This is a genomic window from Flavobacterium sp. NG2, assembly GCF_034119845.1.
Taxonomy (GTDB): Bacteria; Bacteroidota; Bacteroidia; order Flavobacteriales; family Flavobacteriaceae; genus Flavobacterium.
Window position 1 is genome coordinate 1629474 of sequence record NZ_CP139420.1, and the last position, 24862, is coordinate 1654335.

11 protein-coding genes, 2 tRNA genes and 3 rRNA genes are annotated in these 24862 nt (G+C 36.3%); 9 read left to right on the plus strand and 7 right to left on the minus strand.

Going from position 1 to position 24862, the window contains the following annotated elements:
- The first annotated feature begins 136 nt into the window (after positions 1-136).
- The 9 genes from rpoB to rrf all read left to right on the plus strand — a co-directional run bounded on the left by rpoB (position 137) and on the right by rrf (position 15754).
- A complete protein-coding gene (rpoB, locus tag SLW70_RS07020) occupies positions 137-3949 on the plus strand; it encodes a DNA-directed RNA polymerase subunit beta (protein ID WP_320891381.1) in 3813 nt (1270 codons plus the stop codon).
- 264 nt (positions 3950-4213) lie between these two features.
- On the plus strand, positions 4214-8521 hold the full coding sequence (gene rpoC, locus SLW70_RS07025) for a DNA-directed RNA polymerase subunit beta' (protein ID WP_320891382.1): 4308 nt from the start codon (positions 4214-4216) through the stop codon (positions 8519-8521).
- 94 nt (positions 8522-8615) lie between these two features.
- A complete protein-coding gene (locus tag SLW70_RS07030; RefSeq protein WP_320891383.1) occupies positions 8616-8918 on the plus strand; it encodes a DUF3467 domain-containing protein in 303 nt (100 codons plus the stop codon).
- Between the two features lie 208 nt (positions 8919-9126).
- Positions 9127-9477, plus strand: a complete 351-nt coding sequence (locus SLW70_RS07035) for a hypothetical protein (RefSeq protein ID WP_320891384.1) — start codon at positions 9127-9129, stop codon at positions 9475-9477.
- A 1042-nt stretch (positions 9478-10519) separates the two neighbouring features.
- A 16S ribosomal RNA gene (locus tag SLW70_RS07040) occupies positions 10520-12033 on the plus strand.
- 128 nt (positions 12034-12161) lie between these two features.
- Positions 12162-12235 (plus strand) — tRNA-Ile (locus tag SLW70_RS07045).
- Positions 12236-12326: 91 nt separating this feature from the next.
- Positions 12327-12400 (plus strand) — tRNA-Ala (locus SLW70_RS07050).
- A gap of 199 nt (positions 12401-12599) precedes the next feature.
- Positions 12600-15482, plus strand: a 23S ribosomal RNA gene (locus SLW70_RS07055).
- 162 nt (positions 15483-15644) lie between these two features.
- Positions 15645-15754: ribosomal RNA gene (gene rrf, locus SLW70_RS07060) — 5S ribosomal RNA — on the plus strand.
- The 16S, 23S and 5S rRNA genes sit together here with 2 tRNA genes alongside, the layout of an rRNA operon.
- Positions 15755-17621: 1867 nt before the next feature.
- On the opposite strand, the gene SLW70_RS07065 is transcribed toward rrf, so the two are convergent.
- From SLW70_RS07065 to SLW70_RS07095, 7 genes are all read right to left on the minus strand, one after another.
- Positions 17622-18335 (minus strand): DUF4369 domain-containing protein, encoded by a 714-nt coding sequence (locus SLW70_RS07065; RefSeq protein WP_320891385.1) that lies wholly within the window; start codon positions 18333-18335, stop codon positions 17622-17624.
- Positions 18336-18419: 84 nt separating this feature from the next.
- Positions 18420-20276 carry a peptidase M61 gene (locus tag SLW70_RS07070; RefSeq protein WP_320891386.1) on the minus strand — a complete coding sequence of 619 codons (1857 nt, stop codon included), beginning with the start codon at positions 20274-20276 and terminating at the stop codon, positions 18420-18422.
- 78 nt (positions 20277-20354) lie between these two features.
- Positions 20355-20633, minus strand: coding sequence for a DUF2805 domain-containing protein (locus SLW70_RS07075; RefSeq protein ID WP_320891387.1), 279 nt, complete (start codon positions 20631-20633; stop codon positions 20355-20357).
- A gap of 121 nt (positions 20634-20754) precedes the next feature.
- A complete protein-coding gene (locus tag SLW70_RS07080) occupies positions 20755-21696 on the minus strand; it encodes a DMT family transporter (RefSeq protein WP_320891388.1) in 942 nt (313 codons plus the stop codon).
- Between the two features lie 64 nt (positions 21697-21760).
- Positions 21761-22927: a DUF1501 domain-containing protein gene (locus tag SLW70_RS07085; protein ID WP_320891389.1), complete on the minus strand. Its 1167-nt coding sequence runs from the start codon at positions 22925-22927 to the stop codon at positions 21761-21763.
- Between the two features lie 10 nt (positions 22928-22937).
- Positions 22938-24323 (minus strand): DUF1800 domain-containing protein, encoded by a 1386-nt coding sequence (locus SLW70_RS07090; protein ID WP_320891390.1) that lies wholly within the window; start codon positions 24321-24323, stop codon positions 22938-22940.
- Between the two features lie 121 nt (positions 24324-24444).
- On the minus strand, positions 24445-24849 hold the full coding sequence (locus tag SLW70_RS07095; RefSeq protein ID WP_320891766.1) for a DUF2721 domain-containing protein: 405 nt from the start codon (positions 24847-24849) through the stop codon (positions 24445-24447).
- Positions 24850-24862 lie beyond the last annotated feature (13 nt).

Sequence of the window (24862 nt, forward strand, 5' to 3'; positions counted from 1 at the left end):
AAAAAAAATTAACAGATAATAAAAAAGTAGTTATCTTAAATTAATTTTTAAAGATGTAATGGCGTAGAAGTAAAGTATAAATCTAATTTGTATTTATACACAACAATTACTTTTTTAATCAAAATTTTGTCCATTGATGTTAACAAATCAAACTGAAAGATTGAATTTTGCCTCAACAAAAAATATCCCGAATTATCCTGATTTCTTGGATGTTCAGGTTAAATCTTTTCAAGATTTTTTTCAATTAGAAACTAAATCAGACGAAAGAGGCAACGAAGGACTTTACAATACCTTCATGGAAAATTTTCCAATTACAGATACAAGAAATAACTTTGTATTGGAATTCCTTGACTATTTTGTAGATCCACCACGTTATACAATTCAAGAATGTATAGAAAGAGGTCTAACGCATAGCGTACCTTTAAAAGCAAGGTTAAAGCTATATTGTACTGATCCAGAGCACGAAGATTTTGAAACAATTGTTCAAGATGTGTATCTTGGTACAATTCCTTACATGACACCAAGTGGTACTTTTGTAATTAATGGAGCAGAACGTGTTGTAGTTTCTCAATTACACAGATCTCCAGGAGTTTTCTTTGGTCAGTCTTTTCATGCTAATGGTACAAAATTATATTCTGCCAGAGTAATTCCTTTTAAAGGTTCATGGATAGAATTTTCTACAGATATAAACAGCGTTATGTATGCTTATATTGATAGAAAGAAAAAATTACCTGTAACAACTTTATTCCGTGCCATTGGTTTTGAAAGAGACAAGGATATCCTTGAAATTTTTGACCTTGCTGAAGAGATTAAAGTTTCTAAAACAGGACTTAAAAAATATATCGGTAGAAAACTTGCTGCTCGTGTATTAAATACATGGCATGAGGATTTCGTAGATGAAGATACTGGTGAGGTAGTTTCTATCGAACGTAACGAAATAATCCTTGATAGAGATACTATTATCGACAAAGATAATGTTGAAGAAATCATTGATTCTAACGTTAAATCTATTTTGTTACATAAAGAAGATGCTAATCAAGCTGATTATGCCATCATTCATAATACGTTACAAAAAGATCCAACAAACTCTGAAAAAGAAGCTGTTGAGCATATTTACAGACAATTGCGTAACGCAGAACCGCCTGATGAAGAAACTGCTCGTGGTATTATTGATAAATTATTCTTCTCTGATCAACGTTACAACTTAGGTGAAGTAGGTCGTTACAGAATGAATAAAAAATTACAGTTGGATATCCCAATGGAAAAGCAAGTCTTGACCAAAGAAGATATCATAACTATCGTTAAGTATTTAATTGAATTGATTAATGCAAAAGCAGATATCGATGATATTGACCACTTATCAAACCGTCGTGTTCGTACAGTTGGAGAACAATTGTCACAACAATTCGGCGTTGGTTTAGCACGTATGGCTAGAACTATTCGTGAGAGAATGAACGTTAGGGATAACGAGGTGTTTACACCTATTGATTTGATTAATGCTAAAACATTATCGTCAGTAATCAACTCTTTTTTCGGAACAAACCAGTTATCTCAATTTATGGATCAAACGAATCCACTTGCTGAGATTACACACAAAAGAAGATTATCTGCACTTGGACCAGGTGGACTTTCGAGAGAAAGAGCTGGATTTGAGGTTCGTGACGTTCACTATACGCACTACGGTCGTTTATGTCCGATTGAAACTCCTGAGGGACCAAATATTGGTTTGATTTCTTCTCTAGGTGTTTATGCTAAAGTAAACGGAATGGGGTTCATTGAAACACCTTACCGTAAAGTAACTGAAGGTGTTGTAGATTTGAATGCTACTCCAATCTATTTAAGTGCTGAAGAAGAAGAAGGAATGATGATTGCTCAGGCAAACATCGAAATGGATAATTCAGGTAAAATTACTGCTGAGAACGTAATTGCTCGTGAAGAGGGTGATTTCCCAGTTGTATCACCGTTACAAGTTCATTATACAGACGTTGCACCGAACCAGATTGCTTCTATTTCTGCTTCTTTGATTCCATTCTTGGAACATGATGATGCGAATAGAGCCTTGATGGGATCTAACATGATGCGTCAGGCCGTACCATTAATTCGTCCTGAAGCTCCAATTGTAGGTACCGGTTTAGAGCGTCAAGTAGCTTCAGATTCTAGAGTACTGATTAATGCTGAAGGGCATGGTACTGTTGAATATGTTGATGCTAATATCATTACTATCAAATATGATCGTTCTGAAGAAGAAAGAATGGTAAGTTTTGATTCTGATGAGAAGACTTATAACTTAATTAAATTTAGAAAAACCAATCAAGGAACAAGTATCAACTTGAAACCTATCGTTAGAAAAGGGGATAGAGTGGTACCTGGTCAAGTATTATCAGAAGGATATGCGACTCAAAATGGAGAATTGGCATTAGGTCGTAACCTAAAAGTAGCCTTTATGCCATGGAAAGGGTATAACTTTGAGGATGCGATTGTAATTTCTGAAAAAGTAGTTCGTGATGATATCTTTACTTCAATTCACGTAGATGATTACTCATTAGAAGTAAGAGATACGAAATTAGGTAACGAAGAATTAACAAACGATATACCAAACGTTTCTGAAGAGGCTACTAAAGACTTAGATGAAAACGGTATGATTAGAATTGGTGCCGAGGTAAAACCTGGTGATATTCTTATCGGTAAAATTACACCTAAAGGAGAATCTGATCCTACTCCAGAAGAGAAATTGTTACGTGCAATTTTCGGAGATAAAGCAGGAGATGTAAAAGATGCTTCTTTGAAAGCTTCTCCATCTTTACATGGTGTTGTTTTGGATAAAAAATTATTTGCAAGAGCGGTAAAAGACAAACGCAAACGTACTCAAGATAAAGATGCTTTAGGGGCTCTTGAAATGGAGTTTGAAGTTAAATTTACTGAACTAAAAGATAAATTGATTGAAAAGCTTTTCTTAATCGTAAACGGAAAAACATCACAAGGTGTAATGAATGATTTGGGTGAAGAAGTTTTACCAAAAGGTAAAAAATACACGCAAAGAATGCTTTACGCTGTTGAAGATTTTGCTCACTTAAGCAAAGGTCAATGGGTAGCTGATGATGCAACTAATAAAATGGTGAATGATTTAATTCATAACTATAAAATTAAGTTGAACGATTTACAAGGAGCGTTAAGAAGAGAGAAATTCACGATTACTGTTGGTGATGAATTACCATCAGGAATTTTGAAACTTGCTAAGGTTTATATAGCTAAGAAACGTAAGTTGAAAGTTGGGGATAAAATGGCAGGACGTCACGGTAACAAAGGTATTGTTGCTCGTATTGTTCGTCATGAAGATATGCCTTTCTTAGAGGATGGAACGCCAGTTGATATTGTATTGAATCCACTTGGGGTACCTTCTCGTATGAACATTGGTCAAATTTATGAGACTGTTCTTGGATGGGCTGGTATGAACTTGGGTAGAAAATATGCTACTCCTATTTTTGACGGTGCTTCATTAGATCAAATTAATGCATTGACTGACGAAGCTGGTATTCCACGTTTTGGACATACACACTTATATGATGGTGGTACAGGTGAGCGTTTCCATCAAGCAGCAACCGTAGGTGTAATTTATATGTTGAAATTAGGACATATGGTTGATGATAAGATGCACGCACGTTCTATTGGTCCATACTCGTTGATTACTCAACAACCATTGGGTGGTAAAGCTCAATTTGGTGGTCAGCGTTTTGGAGAGATGGAGGTTTGGGCACTTGAGGCTTATGGAGCTTCTAGTACACTTCGTGAAATCTTAACTGTGAAATCTGATGATGTAATTGGTAGAGCTAAAACTTACGAAGCTATCGTAAAAGGTGAATCAATGCCAGAGCCAGGATTACCTGAATCATTCAATGTATTAATGCATGAGTTGAAAGGTCTTGGTTTAGATATCAGATTAGAAGAATAAGACTTAGTATTCAGTGTTCAGTTTTTAGTGCTCAGTTTCTAACTGAAAACTCAAAAACTGAATGCTGAACACTTTTTATAATTAGTTTTCAAGATTTATACCCGTAAACCGTTCCGATTTTTTATATAAACCAAGAGGTTTTTATGACTAGCACTTTAATGAGTAATTAAAGTTTAGAGAAGTAATTCGAGGTAGTGTTTGAGTTGTTAATTCGGCTAAAACAAAATCAATTTTTTAATTGCAAATAAATCAATAGTAAAAACTATGATGAATAATAGAAATAATAAAGATAAAAACCAAGTTAAAAGGTTTGATAAAATCTCAATAGGTCTTGCTTCTCCAGAATCTATCTTGAAGGAATCAAGAGGTGAAGTTTTAAAACCAGAAACAATTAACTACCGTACGCACAAGCCAGAGCGTGACGGTCTTTTCTGTGAAAGAATTTTCGGACCTGTAAAAGATTTTGAATGTGCTTGTGGTAAGTATAAAAGAATTAGATATAAAGGAATTATCTGTGACCGTTGTGGTGTAGAAGTTACTGAGAAAAAAGTACGTAGAGATAGAGTAGGTCACATCAATCTTGTTGTGCCAATTGCTCATATTTGGTATTTCCGTTCTCTACCTAACAAAATTGGATATATTCTTGGTTTACCATCTAAGAAATTAGATATGATTATTTACTACGAAAGATACGTAGTAATTCAAGCAGGTATTGCTAAGAATACAGATGGAGAATCTCTTCAAAGATTAGATTTCTTGACTGAAGAAGAGTATTTAAATATTTTAGATACTCTTCCACAAGAAAATCAATATTTAGATGATATGGATCCTAATAAATTTGTTGCCAAAATGGGAGCAGAATGTATAATGGATTTATTAGCGCGTATTGATTTGGATCAATTGTCATACCAATTGAGACATTCAGCTAATAACGAAACATCTAAACAACGTAAAACTGAAGCACTAAAAAGATTGCAAGTTGTGGAATCTTTCCGTGAGTCTAACTTAAACCGTGAAAATCGTCCTGAATGGATGATAATGAAAGTGGTTCCGGTTATTCCGCCAGAATTACGTCCGCTTGTGCCACTTGACGGAGGTCGTTTTGCAACTTCAGATTTAAATGACTTATATCGTCGTGTAATCATTCGTAACAACCGTTTGAAAAGATTGATGGAGATCAAAGCTCCTGAAGTAATCTTAAGAAACGAAAAACGTATGTTGCAAGAATCTGTAGATTCATTATTTGATAACACTCGTAAAGCTTCTGCTGTTAAAACAGAATCTAACAGACCATTAAAATCACTGTCTGATTCCTTAAAAGGTAAGCAAGGACGTTTCCGTCAAAACTTACTTGGAAAACGTGTGGATTATTCTGCTCGTTCGGTAATTGTTGTTGGTCCTGAATTAAAATTATTTGAATGCGGATTGCCAAAAGATATGGCAGCTGAATTATATAAACCTTTTGTGATTCGTAAATTAATCGAAAGAGGAATTGTAAAAACAGTTAAATCGGCTAAGAAAATTATAGATAAAAAAGAGCCTGTAGTTTGGGATATCCTAGAAAATGTAATTAAAGGACATCCAGTATTGCTGAACCGTGCTCCTACTTTGCACAGATTGGGTATTCAAGCTTTCCAACCTAAATTAATTGAAGGTAAAGCTATCCAATTACACCCATTAGTATGTACGGCATTTAATGCGGATTTTGATGGGGATCAAATGGCGGTTCACTTGCCATTAGGACCTGAAGCAATTTTGGAAGCACAACTATTGATGTTGGCATCTCACAATATCTTGAACCCTGCAAATGGTGCTCCTATTACTGTACCTTCTCAGGATATGGTCTTGGGTCTATATTATATGACCAAAGAAAGATTATCAACTCCTGAGAAAACTATTTTAGGGCAAGATTTGACTTTCTATTCTGCTGAAGAGGTAAATATTGCCTTAAATGAAGGAAGATTAGAATTGAATGCTCGTGTGAAAATTAGAGCAAAAGATTTTAATGATAATGGTGAGTTGGTTTATAAAATCATTCAAACTACAGCGGGACGTGTATTATTTAACGAAGTAGTACCGGAAGCTGCTGGATATATTAACGATGTATTGACTAAGAAAAATCTTAGAGATATTATCGGTCACGTATTGAATTCAACTAGTGTGCCTGAAACGGCTGCCTTCTTGGATAATATGAAAGATATGGGGTATAAATTTGCCTTTAGAGGTGGATTGTCATTCTCATTAGGGGATATTAGAATTCCAGATCAAAAGCCACAATTAATCGCTGATGCAAGGGAGCAAGTAATTGGTATTTCTGCTAACTATAACATGGGTCTTATTACAAATAATGAGCGTTACAACCAAGTTATTGATGTGTGGACTTCTGCAAATGCACAATTGACGGAGTTAGCAATGAAAAATATTAGAGAAGACCAACAAGGTTTCAACTCTGTATATATGATGCTTGATTCTGGAGCAAGGGGTTCTAAAGAACAAATTCGTCAGTTAACTGGTATGCGTGGTTTGATGGCTAAGCCTAAAAAATCGACTGCTGGTGGTGGTGAAATTATTGAAAACCCGATTCTTTCGAACTTTAAAGAAGGTCTTTCTATCCTTGAGTACTTTATTTCTACGCACGGTGCTCGTAAAGGACTTGCGGATACTGCCTTGAAAACGGCGGATGCGGGTTACTTAACAAGAAGACTTCATGATGTATCGCAAGATGTTATTGTAAATATTGAAGATTGCGGTACTCTTAGAGGTGTTGAAGTTTCGGCATTGAAAAAGAATGAAGAAATAGTTGAATCACTTGGAGAAAGAATCTTAGGACGTGTTGCTTTACAAGATGTTATCAATCCATTAACTAGTGAAGTTTTAGTGGCATCAGGAGAACAAATTACTGAGGCTACAATGAAGTTGATTGAAGCTTCTCCTTTGGAAAAAGTTGAAGTTCGTTCACCGTTGACTTGTGAAGCGTTAAAAGGAATTTGTGCTAAATGTTACGGACGTAACTTAGCTACTGGAAAAATGACTCAAAGAGGTGAGGCTGTAGGTGTAATTGCTGCACAATCTATTGGAGAGCCTGGTACACAGTTAACACTTCGTACGTTCCACGTTGGAGGGGTTGCAGGAGGTATATCTGAAGAATCAAGTATCATTGCGAAATTCGCTGGTAAACTTGAAGTTGAAGATTTGAAAACAGTTAAAGGAGAAGATAACGAAGGAAAAGAAGTTGATATTGTTGTTTCTCGTTCTACTGAATTAAAATTAGTTGACGAAAGAACAGGTATTGTTTTAAATACACATAACATTCCTTACGGTTCTAGTATCTTTGTAAAAGACGGTCAGTCAATTGCAAAAGGTGATGTAATCTGTAAATGGGATCCATATAATGGAGTTATTGTTTCTGAGTTTACTGGTAAAATTGCTTACGAAGATTTAGAACAGGGTCAATCATATATGGTTGAAATTGATGAGCAAACTGGTTTCCAAGAAAAAGTAATTTCTGAGTCTAGAACTAAAAAATTAATTCCTACTTTATTAGTTTATGGTAATGATGGTGAATTAATTCGTTCATACAACTTACCAGTTGGAGCTCACTTAATGGTTGAGAACGGAGAGAAAATTAAAGCAGGTAAAGTATTGGTTAAGATTCCACGTCGTTCTTCTAAATCAGGAGATATCACAGGAGGTTTGCCAAGAATTACCGAACTTTTAGAAGCTCGTAATCCTTCGAATCCAGCAGTAGTTTCAGAGATTGATGGTGTTGTTTCTTTTGGAAAAATTAAAAGAGGTAACCGTGAGATTGTTATCGAATCTAAATTTGGTGATGTTAGAAAATACCTTGTTAAACTTTCAAGTCAAATTCTTGTACAAGAAAATGACTTCGTAAGAGCGGGTGTTCCTTTGTCAGATGGAGCAATTACTCCAGACGATATTTTAAGAATTCAAGGTCCAGCTGCTGTTCAGCAGTACTTGGTGAATGAAATTCAAGAAGTATACCGTCTACAAGGGGTGAAAATTAACGATAAGCACTTTGAAGTAGTAATTCGTCAAATGATGCGTAAAGTAAGAGTTCAAGATCCAGGTGATACATTGTTCTTAGAAGATCAATTAATTCATACTAAAGATTTTATTGTTGAGAATGATAAGTTGTACGGTATGAAAGTGGTAGAAGACGCTGGAGATTCTTCTAATTTAAAAGAAGGTCAAATCGTTACTTTACGTCAATTACGTGATGAGAATTCATTGTTGAAGCGTTCTGATAAGAACTTAGTTGTAGCTCGTGATGTTATTACAGCAACTGCTACTCCAGTATTACAAGGTATTACTAGAGCGTCTCTTCAAACGAAATCATTCATCTCAGCTGCTTCTTTCCAAGAAACAACTAAAGTGTTAAACGAAGCTGCAGTAGCAGGTAAGATTGATTACTTAGAAGGATTGAAAGAAAATGTAATTGTAGGACATAGAATTCCAGCAGGTACAGGTATGAGAGAATACGATAATGCTATTGTAGGTTCTAAGGAAGATTACAATGATATGATGGCAAACAAAGAAGAATATATTTATTAATTAAATAGATTCTAATTGATAAAAAATAGAAAGATTACCTTGTGTAGTCTTTCTATTTTAATTTTAAGGAGTTCCTAATTTTAATTTTTTTTATATGAAAGACCAACAAGAACAAATTAATATTGAATTGGACGAAAAAACTGCTGAAGGAATTTATTCTAATCTAGCGATTATTAACCATTCTTCATCTGAATTTGTTTTAGATTTTGTGAGTATCATGCCTGGTATTCCTAAAGCTAAAGTAAAGTCAAGGATTGTTTTAACCCCTCAACATGCTAAGCGATTGTTAAAAGCAATAGGTGATAATATTCACCGATTCGAATTGGCTAATGGAGAGATTAAAGATACTGAGCAATCGCCAATACCGCTTAATTTTGGTCCAGCAGGACAAGCATAACTTAATATAAGGCTTCGTACTACGGAGCTTTTTTTATGCTTTTTACTTTTTTATTGGTATAAAAGAGTTGTTGTTATTTTGTTATTTAGGTGTGTTAACGAGTATAATTGTTGTTTATCGAATATATTTTTTATAGCTGTAGCGTTGCTCTAATTTTGTCCACAGATAAGGAAGGGGTTTTACCTTCTCTAATTTAAAACAAATTATTATGACTATTTCAGCTAAGCAAAATAACTTTAGAAAATCAGTAAACAATATCATTATGATTGTTGTAATGATGTTTTCTGTAGTTGCTTTTAGTCAGTCTCCGGATAATAATTCTTTAGCGGATGCTTTGGTTGAGCCTGTTTCAAATACAGCAGAGGTAAGTACTTCTAGAAATTCAAATGTTGAATTTGTTTTGTGGTTTATGGGAACAAAACAAAATCCAAATTCAACTATCTCAACTGAAGGGAATAGTACTAGAAATCAAATTATAACTTCAGGTTTAGCGCCAAATCGTTTGTTAATAAAAGCTTTTTTAAAAAAAGCAGTTAACTTTGAAACTTCGCTAGTGTAAAAAAAAAATATTTTAGATATAAAAAAGCCAAATTTAGAAAATTAAATTTGGCTTTTTTTTTCGTTTAAATTTAAGGTCTTTTAAGTGATGTGATTTTGTGTTGGTATAAATGTCTAGTATCACAATTGTTTCCGTTTCTATTGGCAAATGGGATATGATTTAGTGCTTGATTAGAGTGGTTTTAGTGAGTTTTAGGTGAATATGATTCGTTGCTGCTGTATATATATGGAAACAAATCTGTGTTTGTATATAGGTGTTGTGTCAAAATCCTCTAGTAAATCAGTGGTCAGTCTCTGTTGATTGATTTCAATCTGCGCTAATCTGAGCAATCTCTGTTCAAACTATTCATGTCTTCCGTGTATCTTAATACAATCCCTTTTTAAGTGTTTTTAATCTGTGTCAATCTGAGCAATCTGTGTTTAATTGCTTTGTGATCTTAGTGCTTCCTTGGTGCTCTTTGTGTTTAAACAAGCCTAAACTCCTACAAAATCTTATTTCTCTTCAAAAACAATATTCACATTTTCAGCGAGTTGAGAAAAAGGTTAAAATAAAGTTATGAAAAGGTATTGTTTAATTGAATAAAGGCGGTACTTTTGCACCCGCAACAAGCAAGACGTTCACTGACATACTGGCAAGCGATTGAGATATAAAGGAGATTAAAACTTCTTAAAATAAATATCAAAAAAAGCTTGTGAGAAAAGAATTTAGGTTTTACATTTGCACCCCGCAAAAGCGCTAAGTTATTTGAAATACTGACAAGAGAAATAAGGTTTTGAGCTTTGAAAAAAGAAAAAAAAACTTTAAATTTTTCTTGTGAGATTAAAAAGAAGTTGTACTTTTGCACCCGCTTCGAGAAACACAAACATTGTGAAAAACGAAGAGAAAATAAGAAGAACACGTTCCTAGACATATTGAATTGACAGCCGTTCTTAAGAGAGATTTTAAGAACAAAAGAATAAGAGTAATAGAATCGATAGATTTGAAACGAACCACTAGAACTTCAGTCAAAAATAAATAGTCCGCCACGGCGGAAGCATAATATACGATGAAGAGTTTGATCCTGGCTCAGGATGAACGCTAGCGGCAGGCCTAACACATGCAAGTCGAGGGGTATAGTTTTTCGGAACTAGAGACCGGCGCACGGGTGCGTAACGCGTATGCAATCTACCTTTCACAGAGGGATAGCCCAGAGAAATTTGGATTAATACCTCATAGTATATCGAGTTGGCATCAACATGATATTAAAGTTACAACGGTGAAAGATGAGCATGCGTCCCATTAGCTTGTTGGTAAGGTAACGGCTTACCAAGGCAACGATGGGTAGGGGTCCTGAGAGGGAGATCCCCCACACTGGTACTGAGACACGGACCAGACTCCTACGGGAGGCAGCAGTGAGGAATATTGGTCAATGGACGCAAGTCTGAACCAGCCATGCCGCGTGCAGGATGACGGTCCTATGGATTGTAAACTGCTTTTGTACAGGAAGAAACCGCTCTACGTGTAGAGCCTTGACGGTACTGTAAGAATAAGGATCGGCTAACTCCGTGCCAGCAGCCGCGGTAATACGGAGGATCCAAGCGTTATCCGGAATCATTGGGTTTAAAGGGTCCGTAGGCGGCCTTATAAGTCAGTGGTGAAATCTCCCCGCTCAACGGGGAAACGGCCATTGATACTGTAGGGCTTGAATTATTAGGAAGTAACTAGAATATGTAGTGTAGCGGTGAAATGCTTAGAGATTACATGGAATACCAATTGCGAAGGCAGGTTACTACTAATATATTGACGCTGATGGACGAAAGCGTGGGTAGCGAACAGGATTAGATACCCTGGTAGTCCACGCCGTAAACGATGGATACTAGCTGTTGGGCGCAAGTTCAGTGGCTAAGCGAAAGTGATAAGTATCCCACCTGGGGAGTACGAACGCAAGTTTGAAACTCAAAGGAATTGACGGGGGCCCGCACAAGCGGTGGAGCATGTGGTTTAATTCGATGATACGCGAGGAACCTTACCAAGGCTTAAATGTAGATTGACCGTTTTGGAAACAGAACTTTCGCAAGACAATTTACAAGGTGCTGCATGGTTGTCGTCAGCTCGTGCCGTGAGGTGTCAGGTTAAGTCCTATAACGAGCGCAACCCCTGTTGTTAGTTGCCAGCGAGTCAAGTCGGGAACTCTAACAAGACTGCCAGTGTAAACTGTGAGGAAGGTGGGGATGACGTCAAATCATCACGGCCCTTACGCCTTGGGCTACACACGTGCTACAATGGACGGTACAGAGAGCAGCCACTATGCAAATAGGAGCGAATCTATAAAACCGTTCTCAGTTCGGATCGGAGTCTGCAACTCGACTCCGTGAAGCTGGAATCGCTAGTAATCGGATATCAGCCATGATCCGGTGAATACGTTCCCGGGCCTTGTACACACCGCCCGTCAAGCCATGGAAGCTGGGGGTGCCTGAAGTCGGTGACCGCAAGGAGCTGCCTAGGGTAAAACTGGTAACTAGGGCTAAGTCGTAACAAGGTAGCCGTACCGGAAGGTGCGGCTGGAACACCTCCTTTCTAGAGCCTTAGTGTTAGCGTAAGCACGCTAAGGAAAAAGACGAAAAGAACTATTGGGATTAGATTTAGACATTATATTACTCTTGCTGTTAATTTAAAAAAAAAAGAATAAAACTTAAGTAAAACAGAGTCTCGTAGCTCAGCTGGTTAGAGTACTACACTGATAATGTAGGGGTCGGCAGTTCGAGTCTGCCCGGGACTACTATTTAAACTTAAGAAAAGGAAATTTTAGAGGTTGGCTAACCGTTCTAAGTACTGTTAACTGAGAACTGTTAACTGTACACTAAAGAATGGGGGGATTAGCTCAGCTGGCTAGAGCGCCTGCCTTGCACGCAGGAGGTCAACGGTTCGACTCCGTTATTCTCCACAAGCTCGAAGAGCAAATTTCAAAAAAAAGAAATTACAAATACCAATTATTGGAATTTGGGATTTAAAAATTGGAATTTATCCAGAGTAAAAGTTCATTGACATATTGAGATAAGAAAAATATAAAAAGTAGAAAGCGTTTTTTACTATTTATAGTAGAAAACAAACAAAAACGGTCATAATTAAATTTATGATTGGTACAATAAGCAAAATAAGGGCGTATGGGGGATGCCTAGGCTCTCAGAGGCGATGAAAGGCGTGATAAGCTGCGAAAAGTTACGGGGATCTGCACACAAGAGTTGATCCGTAAATACCTGAATGGGGCAACCCACTATGTTGAAGACATAGTACACCGATAGGTGGGCAAACCCGCTGAACTGAAACATCTAAGTAGGCGGAGGAGAAGAAAACAAAAGTGATTCCGTAAGTAGTGGCGAGCGAACGCGGATTAGCCCAAACCAGTGTTGTTACGGCAATGCTGGGGTTGTAGGACCACGACATTTCTTGCATGAAGAATTAGAATTTACTGGAAAGTAAAGCCAAAGAAGGTGATAGCCCTGTATAAGTAATGACTGTAAAGGATAGTGGTATCCTGAGTAGGGCGGGGCACGTGAAACCCTGTCTGAATTTGGCGGGACCATCCGCTAAGGCTAAATACTCCTGAGAGACCGATAGTGAACCAGTACCGTGAGGGAAAGGTGAAAAGAACCGTGAATAACGGAGTGAAATAGATCCTGAAACCATACGCTTACAAGCGGTCGGAGCCCATTCGTTGGGTGACGGCGTGCCTTTTGCATAATGAGCCTACGAGTTAACGTTTCTGGCAAGGATAAGTGGTTAAGCCACGGATCCGTAGCGAAAGCGAGTCTGAATAGGGCGCTTTAGTCAGTAGTGTTAGACGCGAAACCGTGTGATCTACCCATGGACAGGTTGAAGCTTTGTTAACCCAAAGTGGAGGACCGAACCCGTTGACGTTGAAAAGTCTTGGGATGATCTGTGGGTAGGGGTGAAAGGCCAATCAAACTCGGAAATAGCTCGTACTCCCCGAAATGCATTTAGGTGCAGCGTCGTGCATAAGTTATATAGAGGTAGAGCTACTGATTGGATGCGGGGGCTTCACCGCCTACCAATTCCTGACAAACTCCGAATGCTATATAATGTTTCACGACAGTGAGGGCTTGGGTGCTAAGGTCCAAGTCCGAGAGGGAAAGAACCCAGACCATCAGCTAAGGTCCCCAAATATATACTAAGTTGAAAGAACGCGGTTTGTCTGCTTAGACAGCTAGGATGTTGGCTTGGAAGCAGCCATTCATTTAAAGAGTGCGTAACAGCTCACTAGTCGAGCGGACGAGCATGGATAATAATCGGGCATAAGTATATTACCGAAGCTATGGATTTTGTAGTAATACAAAGTGGTAGGGGAGCATTCTAACAGGGTTGAAGGTGTGTCGTAAGGCATGCTGGACTGGTTAGAAAAGAAAATGTAGGCATAAGTAACGATAATGCGGGCGAGAAACCCGCACACCGAAAGACTAAGGTTTCCACAGCTATGCTAATCAGCTGTGGGTTAGTCGGGACCTAAGGCGAACCCGAAAGGGACAGTCGATGGACAACGGGTTAATATTCCCGTACTACTGTTAACTGTGATGGGGTGACGGAGTGATGAAAGTACCGCGAACTGACGGAATAGTTCGTTGAAGTATGTACCTATAGGCTGCGCAGGCAAATCCACGCGGCTTGGGGAATTACGATAGTACTCGGCGTCTTCGGACAAAGAGATAGTGTACCTAAGGGCTTCCAAGAAAAACCTCTAAACTTCAGGTTAATAGTACCCGTACCGCAAACCGACACAGGTAGTCGAGATGAGAATTCTAAGGTGCTCGAGAGATTCATGGCTAAGGAATTAGGCAAAATAGACCCGTAACTTCGGGAGAAGGGTCGCCAGCAGCAATGCTGGCCGCAGTGAAGAGGTCCAGGCGACTGTTTATCAAAAACACAGGGCTCTGCAAAATCGTAAGATGAAGTATAGGGCCTGACACCTGCCCGGTGCTGGAAGGTTAAGAGGAGATGTTATCTTCGGAGAAGCATTGAATTGAAGCCCCAGTAAACGGCGGCCGTAACTATAACGGTCCTAAGGTAGCGAAATTCCTTGTCGGGTAAGTTCCGACCTGCACGAATGGTGTAACGATCTGGACACTGTCTCAGCCATGAGCTCGGTGAAATTGTAGTAACGGTGAAGATGCCGTTTACCCGCAGTGGGACGAAAAGACCCTGTGCACCTTTACTATAGCTTAGTATTGACCTTGGATAAATGATGTGTAGGATAGGTTGGAGACTGTGAAGTGGCGTCGCTAGGCGTTGTGGAGTCATTGTTGAAATACAACCCTTTGTTTATCTGAGGCCTAACTCCGCGTTGCGGAGGACATTGCTTGGTGGGTAGTTTGACTGGGGTGGTCGCCTCCAAAAGAGTAACGGAGGCTTCTAAAGGTTCCCTCAGTACGCTTGGTAACCGTGCGAAGAGTGCAATGGCATAAGGGAGCTTGACTGAGAGACATACAGGTCGATCAGGTACGAAAGTAGAGCATAGTGATCCGGTGGTTCCGCATGGAAGGGCCATCGCTCAAAGGATAAAAGGTACGCCGGGGATAACAGGCTGATCTCCCCCAAGAGCTCATATCGACGGGGGGGTTTGGCACCTCGATGTCGGCTCGTCACATCCTGGGGCTGGAGAAGGTCCCAAGGGTTGGGCTGTTCGCCCATTAAAGTGGCACGCGAGCTGGGTTCAGAACGTCGTGAGACAGTTCGGTCTCTATCTACTGTGGGCGCAAGAAATTTGAGTGGATCTGATTCTAGTACGAGAGGACCGAATTGGACAAACCTCTAGTGTATCTGTTGTCACGCCAGTGGCACTGCAGAGTAGCTACGTTTGGAAGGGATAAGCGCTGAAAGCATATAAGCGCGAAACCCACCACAAGATGAGATTTCTTTTAAGGATCGTGGGAGATGACCACGTTGATAGGCTATAGATGTAAAGGCAGTAATGTCATAGTCGAGTAGTACTAATAATCCGTAAGCTTATGTACAAATCCTCCCCCCTAACCTCCTCCGAAGGAGGGGGAGAAAGCACGCAAGTGTGGGGGGAAGAAACTTTCTAGTAATACAAATATTTTTTTCTTTATCTCAGTATGTTAAGATATTGTGTAATGTTAATTAGCTCAAGCTAGTTACCCATTGCAAAGCGACCTTAAGGTGGTTATTGCGGCGGGGCTCACCTCTTCCCATCCCGAACAGAGTAGTTAAGCCCGCCAGCGCAGATGGTACTGCATTTTTGTGGGAGAGTATGTCGTCGCCTTTCTTTTGAAAACCCTGTTTCTAACGAAACAGGGTTTTTTGTTTTATAGCATTTTGTTTTATTTTTTTAAAAAATAAGGTAAAATTTAATCCGAACAGAGTAGTTATGTCTGCCTGCGCAGATTGTATTGCATTTTGTGGGAGAGTATGTCATCGCCTTTAGCTTCGCTCAGTTCGGGCTAAGGCCTTGAGTCTTTGAAAACCCTGTTACTAACGAAACGGGTTTTTCGTTTTATAGCATTTTTACTAAAACCAAAATATTCTTAATCCTTGTCATTTATTTGAAGTGGATTTTTGTTTTATTTTTTAAAAAAAATAAGGTTAAATTTAATCCGAACAGAGTAGTTGTGTTCGTCAGCGCAGACGGTACTGCATTTTTGTGGGAGAGTATGTCGTCGCCTTTAGCTTCGCTCAGTTCGGGCTAAGCCCTCGAGTCTTTGAAACCCTATTTCTAACGAAACGGGGTTTTTTGTTTTATAGCATTTTTACTAAAGCGAAAATATTCTTAATCCTTGTCATTTATTTGAAGTGGATTTTTGTTTTATTTTTTTTAAAAATAAGGTTAAATTTAATCCGAACAGAGTAGTTGTGTTCGTCAGCGCAGACGGTACTGCATTTTTGTGGGAGAGTATGTCGTCGCCTTTAGCTTCGCTCAGTTCGGGCTAAGGCCTTGAGTCTTTGAAAACCCTGTTTCTAACGAAACTGTTTTTTTGTTTTATAACATTTTTACTAAAACGAAAATATTCTTAATCTTTATCATTTATTTGATGGGGATTTTTGTTTTATATTTTAAAAAAAATAAGGTAAAATTTAATCCGAACAGAGTAGTTATGTCTGCCAGTACAGATGATACTGCATTTTTGTGGGAGAGTATGTCGTCGCCTTTAGCTTCGCTCAGTTCGGGCTAAGGCCTTGAGTTTTTATAAACCCTGTTTCTAACGAAACGGGTTTTTTGTTTTATAGCATTTTTACTAAAACGGAAGTATTCTTAATCCTTGTCATTTATTTGATGAGGATTTTTGTTTTATTTTTTAAAAAAATAAGGTAAAATTTGATCCGAACAGAGTAGTTATGTCTGCCTGCGCAGATGGTATTACATTTTGTAGGAGAGTGGGTGTCTACTTTAACTTCGCTAAGTTAGGGATAAGCCGTCGAGTCTTTGAAAACCTTGTTTCTAGCGAAACAGGTTTTTTTGTTTTTATAGCATTTTTACTAAAGCGAAAATATTCTTAATCCTTGTCATTTATTTGAAGTGGATTTTTGTTTTATTTTTTTTAAAAATAAGGTAAAATTTAATCCAAGCGGAGTAGTTAGTGCGTTAGTGAAGTTGGTGTAGTAATTTTTTTAAAAAGTATATTATCGTCTTACATTAGTAAAGCCTCTCTTTTTTGGACGGTTTACTTTAATTATAGGTATCGTTTTTTGCTTGGTTCAGTTATGTATGAGTTAGAGTATTTGAGTTCTCTGTTAAGTTTGAAACAGTTTTATTGTTTGATAGTGTTCTAGGTCTAAAACATCGATATAAGTAATAATATTGGTTTGAAATTGAGTTCCAATAATGAATTGAACTTACTTTTAATTTAATTTTAGAATCGTTGTCATGGGAATAGTCTCTTGTTTTTTAGCCCTGATAGAGCCGGTATCCTCGTAGCGGAGCGAAGAGATATAGGCGAAAGCAGGAGGTTGTTTATTATGGAATTGAGAGTGAATGCTCCTAGAGATAATAAAAAATGATTTTCCCTTGTGTTTAAATTAGTTTATTGGTGATTGATACGTATGAGGTAGGTCTTGTAATGGTTTTAGTTTATACTTATTGTTTAATCAAATTTTCCATAAAAAAAACCTGTTCATTTGAACAGGTTTAATTGATGTTATTGGTTTTCGTTCTTTATGGCGTTAACGTAGTCTGTTAGTTTTTTACCGTAAAGTGATTTGGCAACCTTTGGAGTCATTGTTTTTTGAATGGTATCCAAATATTTCAAATTAATATCTCTAATTTCAGATAAGACGATATAAGGACTAGCTTCATTGTCTTGATGATTTAAAGCGAAGTTAGCAGTGTAAAGATACTTTCGCTTGGTATTTTGGACCATTTTATCATTAATACTATCTAATTTGGTGTTGTTTTGGAATTTAGTAGCATAAAATTTTGCTTCTATAAGGTTAAGGTTTTCATCTTTGAATTTTGAGGCTAATTTTTTGTATTCTTCATATACTTCATGATTTTTAGATCCCGTTATTTTAGCCGAACCTAAAAAACTATCAAGGTTAGTTTCTATGGAAATGTTTCCTGGTTCTGCAAAAAACAAAATATTATTATCGAGTGAATTTGTAACACCTCTGTCCAAGAACAGATAAAGCATTTCTGGTGATTCTAAATTTAGACTACTAGTAAAATTAGAGTTTCCGTCTATCTCAATTGTGTCAATTACTATGAAAGCTGTATCTACAATTCTTTGGATATATAATGTTCCTTTTTTTAATCCTTTGATGTTCCCTGTAATCTGAACATTGCCTTTGGTTTCCTTCTGAGAACATGAAGCTAATAAAAATAGTGAACTAATTACAATTAATAAATTTTTCATTGTTAGTTTGATTCGTTTTAGTGCTAATGTGAAATAGCAATTTGTTATTTTAAAAGAGTGCAAATTAATAAAATTGTTGGAATACTAACCTTTTAACCAAGCGTTTTTAAGTTTTTCTTTTGTAGGATCAGTAGCTTTAAAGGTGTCGATATCTTCATAAGGAAGTTTTACTTTTCCATTGATAATTTGTTCTTTTCCTGCTCTTTTAATTTTAATTGTTATTGCCTCATTTTCTTTCCATTTTTCACTTTCATCTAATAAATCATAAATGTTGTCAAGGTTGTATGGAAGATTATTAATGCTTAGTATGATATCACCTCCTTTTAGGCCTAATTCTGTAAAGAATTCGTTTAATACTATCTCTGGTAGTACAATAATTTCTTTTGTTTGTGGAATGACATTGATATAAGGAGATTGTCCTTTTATGAATATCGATACGGGCTTTTTTTCTTTTGATTGTGTTATGCCTACTTTGGCTAAATAGTCGTTATATGGAATTGGAGTTGTTCCGGCTACATAAGTTTTTAAGAAATCACCAACTTCGGGATATGTTAAAAGGGTTATTTTATCAAACAGTTCGTTGTCGTTAAATGGTTTTGTAATTCCGTACTCGTTTGATAATTTTTGCATTAAGTCTAAAATTCCTCTTTCACCATTGCTTTTTTCTCTTATAATGATGTCAATACACATGCCTATCAAGGCTCCTTTTTCGTATACATTAAGGTATTGTTCTTTATAAGGGCTTTTGAGAACATTGGCACTCATTGTAGTAAAGGACATGGTATCATTTAAAGTATTGGCGTGTTCTATTTTTTCGGCAATTCGGGTGTAAAATTCATTTTCTGTAATTAGTCCTTGATTAATTTGGAAAAGATTTGCAAAATATTCTGTCACACCTTCATACATCCATAAATGTTGTGACATTTTAGGGGCATTATAGTCAAAATATTGAATTTCCTTCGAATGGATGGTTAATGGTGTTACAATGTGAAAAAATTCATGAGAAACAACATCTTTCATTTGTTCTGTCAGTTCTTCTTGCGACATCACTTCTGGAAATACAACAGTTGTAGAAGTGGGATGTTCTAGTGCCCCAAATCCCCGAGCATCATTTTTTTTAATATCAGACAGGTATAATAAAACTGTATATTTTTTGGTTGTGTTGATGTTTCCTAAGAATTTTTTCTGTGCCGTGATGGTTGTTTTCATACCTGATGAAATACTCTCAGCAGTGATTTTTCCAGTAGGTGAGTAAACGCTAATTAAGATTTCCATTCCGTCAACTGTAAAAGTGGTGGTGTCTGGTTTGGAGTACATAATCGGGTTTTCAACTAATTCAGCATATTTTGAAGAAAAAAAGATGTCATTTGTATTACTGGGGTCTAGATCAGTCATTGAAGTTGCTCCCCATAGTGTAGCAGGATGAGTAATTTGCACTTTATATGGTAAATCTAAAAAATTACTGAAATACCCAATAAAACAATGTGTATTCATTAGAATGTTTTCATCAGCTGCTATATTAGAACCTGTAGGTGAGAAGATGTCGCCACTGCCGAAACCTTCTCCTTTTTCAGAGTCAAAAGTATCGTTAACCCAGTAGGTAATTTTGCCGAGTGCCTTTGCGTTTTTAATAGTCCATGAATTTTCATCATTTTTTGAAACAGTCATTAGATTGCCTTTTTTATCATAGGCTTTTAAGTCGTCAATAAATGTTCCATAATTATCTATGGAGTAGGTTCCTGGAACTATTTTTGGTAAACTGTAAATAATGAAATCAGATGTGATTTTTGGCGGTGTGAGTGTTACCATTACTTTATCGTCTTTTATGTCCTTTAAGTTAATTAGCACTTCAATTTCTTGTTTTGCTAATTTTTTATCAATTGTTGGTTTACAGCTCCATAAAAATGTGGTTGCTGTAAGAATTAAAATAAGTTTTTTCATTTATAGGTTTGATTTTTGAAAATTGAAGGACATTAAAAAAAAACACCCCTTGATTTAGGAGTGCTTTTGGTACTTTTTTTAGTCAAATTTATTCTTTATGTAATATTTTCCATCCAAATCTTCGTCAAAATCATCGATTTTTAAAGGTTTCGGTTTCGGTTTATTTGCTGTTGCTTTTTTCTTCCACATTTCAAATTTTTCAACAGGCATCTTTTTCTTCAGGATCTCTAGAACCTCTTTTTCAACAAGACCAAATTCTTTTTTGATAATTTCAAAAGGATTCTTTTCTTCTAGGGCTAATGTAACAAGTTTTTCTGTTTGTTCCCAGTTCAGTTCTTTGCGGTTACTCTTTTTCATCACGTGAAAATTAATTCTACTTGGTTTTAATGATTATGATAGATGATTCTATTTATATACCAATATTAATAAAAATAGTAATTGGTTGGAATGAAACAAGGATTTTTTTTTGTAATTTTTTTTATATAACTTCTTTAGGTATTGGTTCTTTGGCTACTTTATGGGGGTGAAATTTATTTAAATTTTTGAGATTCATAAGTAGGATTGCAATTATAATCAGCAAAATTCCTAGCCATTGGAGGGTATTTACTTCTTCCTCTAAAAGAAAGTAAGCCATTAATACTGACACCGGTAATTCTAAGGCCGATATGATACTTCCAAGCCCTATTCCAGTAAGAGGAAAGCCAGAATTCATCAATATTGGTGGCAAAATAGTCCCAAATACAGCTACAATTAATCCCCATTTAGGGAATACACTCCAGTCAAATGGCATGTTTTGTAAAAAAATCGTGTATGTAAGTACGATTAGGGTGCCACCTAGCAGCATGTATAATGTGCGCTGAACAGTTGAAATAGTAGTCACAACACTATGTGCCGTAAACATGGTTGCAGTAAAAGATGCGGCTGCCAGTATTCCAAAAAGAAAACCTTTATAATTGAGTTGGAACTGTTCGTTAACTAAATTTGTGGCGAGTATTGTGCCGACTAATACTATTAGAACTGAAATTATTTTTTGTAAAGAGGGTAACATTTTGGTTAAAATCATCTCGAGCAAAACACCCATCCAAACCGTTTGCATGAGTAATACAATGCAAATAGAAACCGGAATGTATTTGACTGATAGGTAGTAAAAAATACTAGTAAACCCCATTGAGGTTCCAGCTATCATCAATTTTAGAATGTTTTGTTTTGAGGTTTTTAAAGGTGCAGTCTTTTGACGTTTTTTTTGGATTAAATTGATTAGCAATAATCCAATAATTCCTAAGATGAATTGTGAACAAGAAATTTCGGCAGTTGTGTAACCTTGATTATAAGCCATTTTTACAAAAGTGGCTAGAACACCATAGCTTATTGCTCCTAGTCCAACTAAGAAAACCCCTTTGAATACAGTGTTTTTAAACATTTTATTATTTTAAATACAGTGTAAAGATAGGGGTTTCGTTTTTTATTGGAAGTAGATATAATGATTAAAATAATCCACTCAAAGGTTTGTTTTTGATGCCGATTTTAGTGTAATCAAAATTTAGTTTTTGTTGTAAAATCGAAGCATAAACACTTCTAAAATCAACTTCATACTTTAAGTCTCCTTTGTCTAAATCGGTTAAGTTAGGGTTGTTACCAATAATTTTGCCTTTATTATTTCCGCCAATAATGAACATAGGAGCAGCTTTTCCGTGATCAGTTCCGTTTTTGTTATCATTTACACGACGACCAAATTCAGAAAAAACTACAATTGTAACGTTTTGTAATAGATTGGATTTTTTTAGATCTTCATAAAAACTAAATAAAGAATCATTCAATTCTGTTAATTTATTTTTATGAATAGGGAGTTGGTTGTCATGGGTATCAAAACCTCCAAGCGAAGTATAGTAAACTTTTGAGTTTAAATTTCCTTTGACCAAACGAGCAATCCATTCGAGATTTTTACCTAAGCTGGTTTTTGGATAGCTAGTTTCGGCAGTAGAACGAGCTAATGCTTTTTGAATTTCATCAGAACCTTCCACAACAGAATCAGCAATTTTTCGAACAAAATCTAAAGAAGGATTTTTTGATAATTGCACATTGTCTTCTTTGTTTTTTTTGATTTTAAATCTATCTGGGTCTTTGACCGTGATAGAATTAGGTTCTTGACCTTTAAGTGATAAAGTATCTGTATTGTCAATGTTTATTCCCGCAATCGGATTATGTTCTTTGCATTGTAAGTCTAAGTAACGTCCAAGCCATCCCTCGTTTAAATATTGGTTTGAAGCCGAAGCAGTTTGCCAAATTTCTTGCGAACGAAAATGCGAGCGATTAGCTTCAGGATATCCTACATTTTGAATAACAGATAAATGTCCGTTTTGTAACATTTGAGCAAATCCTTTAAGTGCAGGATGAAATGCCATTCCTTTATCTGCGCCTATCACTTCTTCTTTTGATAATGCGATTTTTGGACGTAAAAAGTAATAATTAGGATCCTGATAAGGGATAAAGGTATTTAATCCATCGTTTCCACCATTAAGTTGTACAAAAACAACAGATTGTTCACCTATAACTAAGTTTTGTTGTGAGCCAAAGGCATGTAGGAAGTCAGGTAAAAGTAAAGAACCACCAGTAAAAGTTCCTGTTAAGGCTAAAAAGTTTCTTCTGTTCATGATGATTGGATTAAATTAATTGAAATTCAGGAAGTTTTATCATGTTGCTGAATAATCTCAAAACGGCCTGATCAGCATTTTTGGCATTTTCGTCAAAATCATATTTTAAGATAGATTCAAAATCTTTTTGACTGCTTTCGTCCACCTGAAAAAGTAATCTATCAGACAATTGCGCAATGATTTGTTTGTTGTTTCCTTTGGTCCAGTCCAAATGCACAGGGACTTCCTTCATTTTAGGACTGTCCATTTTTGATGGATCTTTGAGTAGTTTTTGATTTAATATTCTACCATTTGTAAGGATATACGAAAGATTGTTTCTCTGTAAATACATTTGTGAAGTAAGCCAAGATTTTCCGCCATCCCAACCTTTCACATTGGGCTGGTTGAATAAATCCATATTTTGTTGTTTCGCAAAATTTGCTATAAAGGCATTGTTTTTAATGTCTATATTTAATTCTGAGATTAACTGTAAACTGTATTCTAATGGATTTTTAATTTTAGAACCAGCAGTATTTTTATCGAATTCTTCGGTGAAAATTTTGGTCAATAATGGTTTGATTTCAAAGTTTACTGATCTAAAATAGTCTCCGTAATAGGTTACTAATTTTTCATTAGGCTCATCATATATAAACCATTTTAGGATTTTTCGAGTTACAAAATAAGGGATGTTTTTTTGTTCGAAAATAATATCTACCATTTCGTCAATTTTGAAAACTCCTTTCTTTCCAAAATAAATAATCGGGTCATTGTCTTCTTCTCTTTTGCGGTATGTTGCTTTGTCTTCGCCAATGCCAAGACCGGCTAAACCTTTAGCGCCATTTTGAATGTCATCTTCGGTGTAATTGCCTATTCCGATGGTGAAAAGTTCTAATAATTCACGGCTTAAATTTTCGTTTATTTTCCCTTTTTTATTATCGGTGTTGTCTAAGTAACGAACCACAGCGTTAGATTGTACGATTTGTTTGGTTAGTTCTTTGAAGTTTCCAAAAGCATGTTCTCGTAAAATTTGGTTGTGCTGAAAAATCCAATAATTTACTTTTACTTTTTGATAGGTGGCTACATAATGATTGTGCCAAAAGCAAACCATTTTTTCTTTTAAAGGAAATTCGTCGTTTAGCATTTTATCAATCCACCATGACTTCATTTCGACATTTGTACTGTTGCTAGCTTTTAGAAGCATTTTTTTTGCTTCGCCATCAGCATCTTTGGCCATTTGACGCATTTCCTTTAATTCAGCAAAAGTTTTAGGGCTATCTGCTAAAAATAAGGGAATGTTATTATCAAAAGGGACACGAAATGATTGTTCTAAGAATTTTTTTATTCCTAAGTTTTCAATTGTTGATGCCTGTTTATTAGAAAAACCTAATCGGAGCGACCAAAGTGAATTTCGATTCATAATTGTTTAGATTTTTTGGTTGGTAAATCCGTTTTTCTTTTTAAATCACAATTAATTTAATGAGTAAAAAGAAGACTTTGTTAATTGGTTGTTCTATAGGATGCTAAATTGAGATAAAGGTTTAATCAATTGGATTCTTTTTTATTATACCACTTAAGTGAACACGTAAGGCTTCAACAGAGATACTTATTTCCCAAAAAGACAAACCTAAGGAGATGAGTAGGCCTAATAAACTAAACCCAAAAAAGTAAAGTGCAAAAAGGGATTGCTCTATAAATAATAATAACATTGCAAATACAGAAAGGAATAAACTACATACGCCAAATAGTTGCATGTATCGGATGAGTGTGAGACGAAGATTTAGGTTTTTTATTTCTAACAAGATGATTTTACTTTCCTCTTTTTCATAAGTATCTTTAAGTCCCCTTACAATGGTTGCAACGGTTAAAAAACGATTTGTATAGGCTAACAATATTAAGGAGGTTGCAGAAAAGAGTAAGGCTGGAGTTTCAATTTCAAGTGTCATAGTTTTGTTTTTA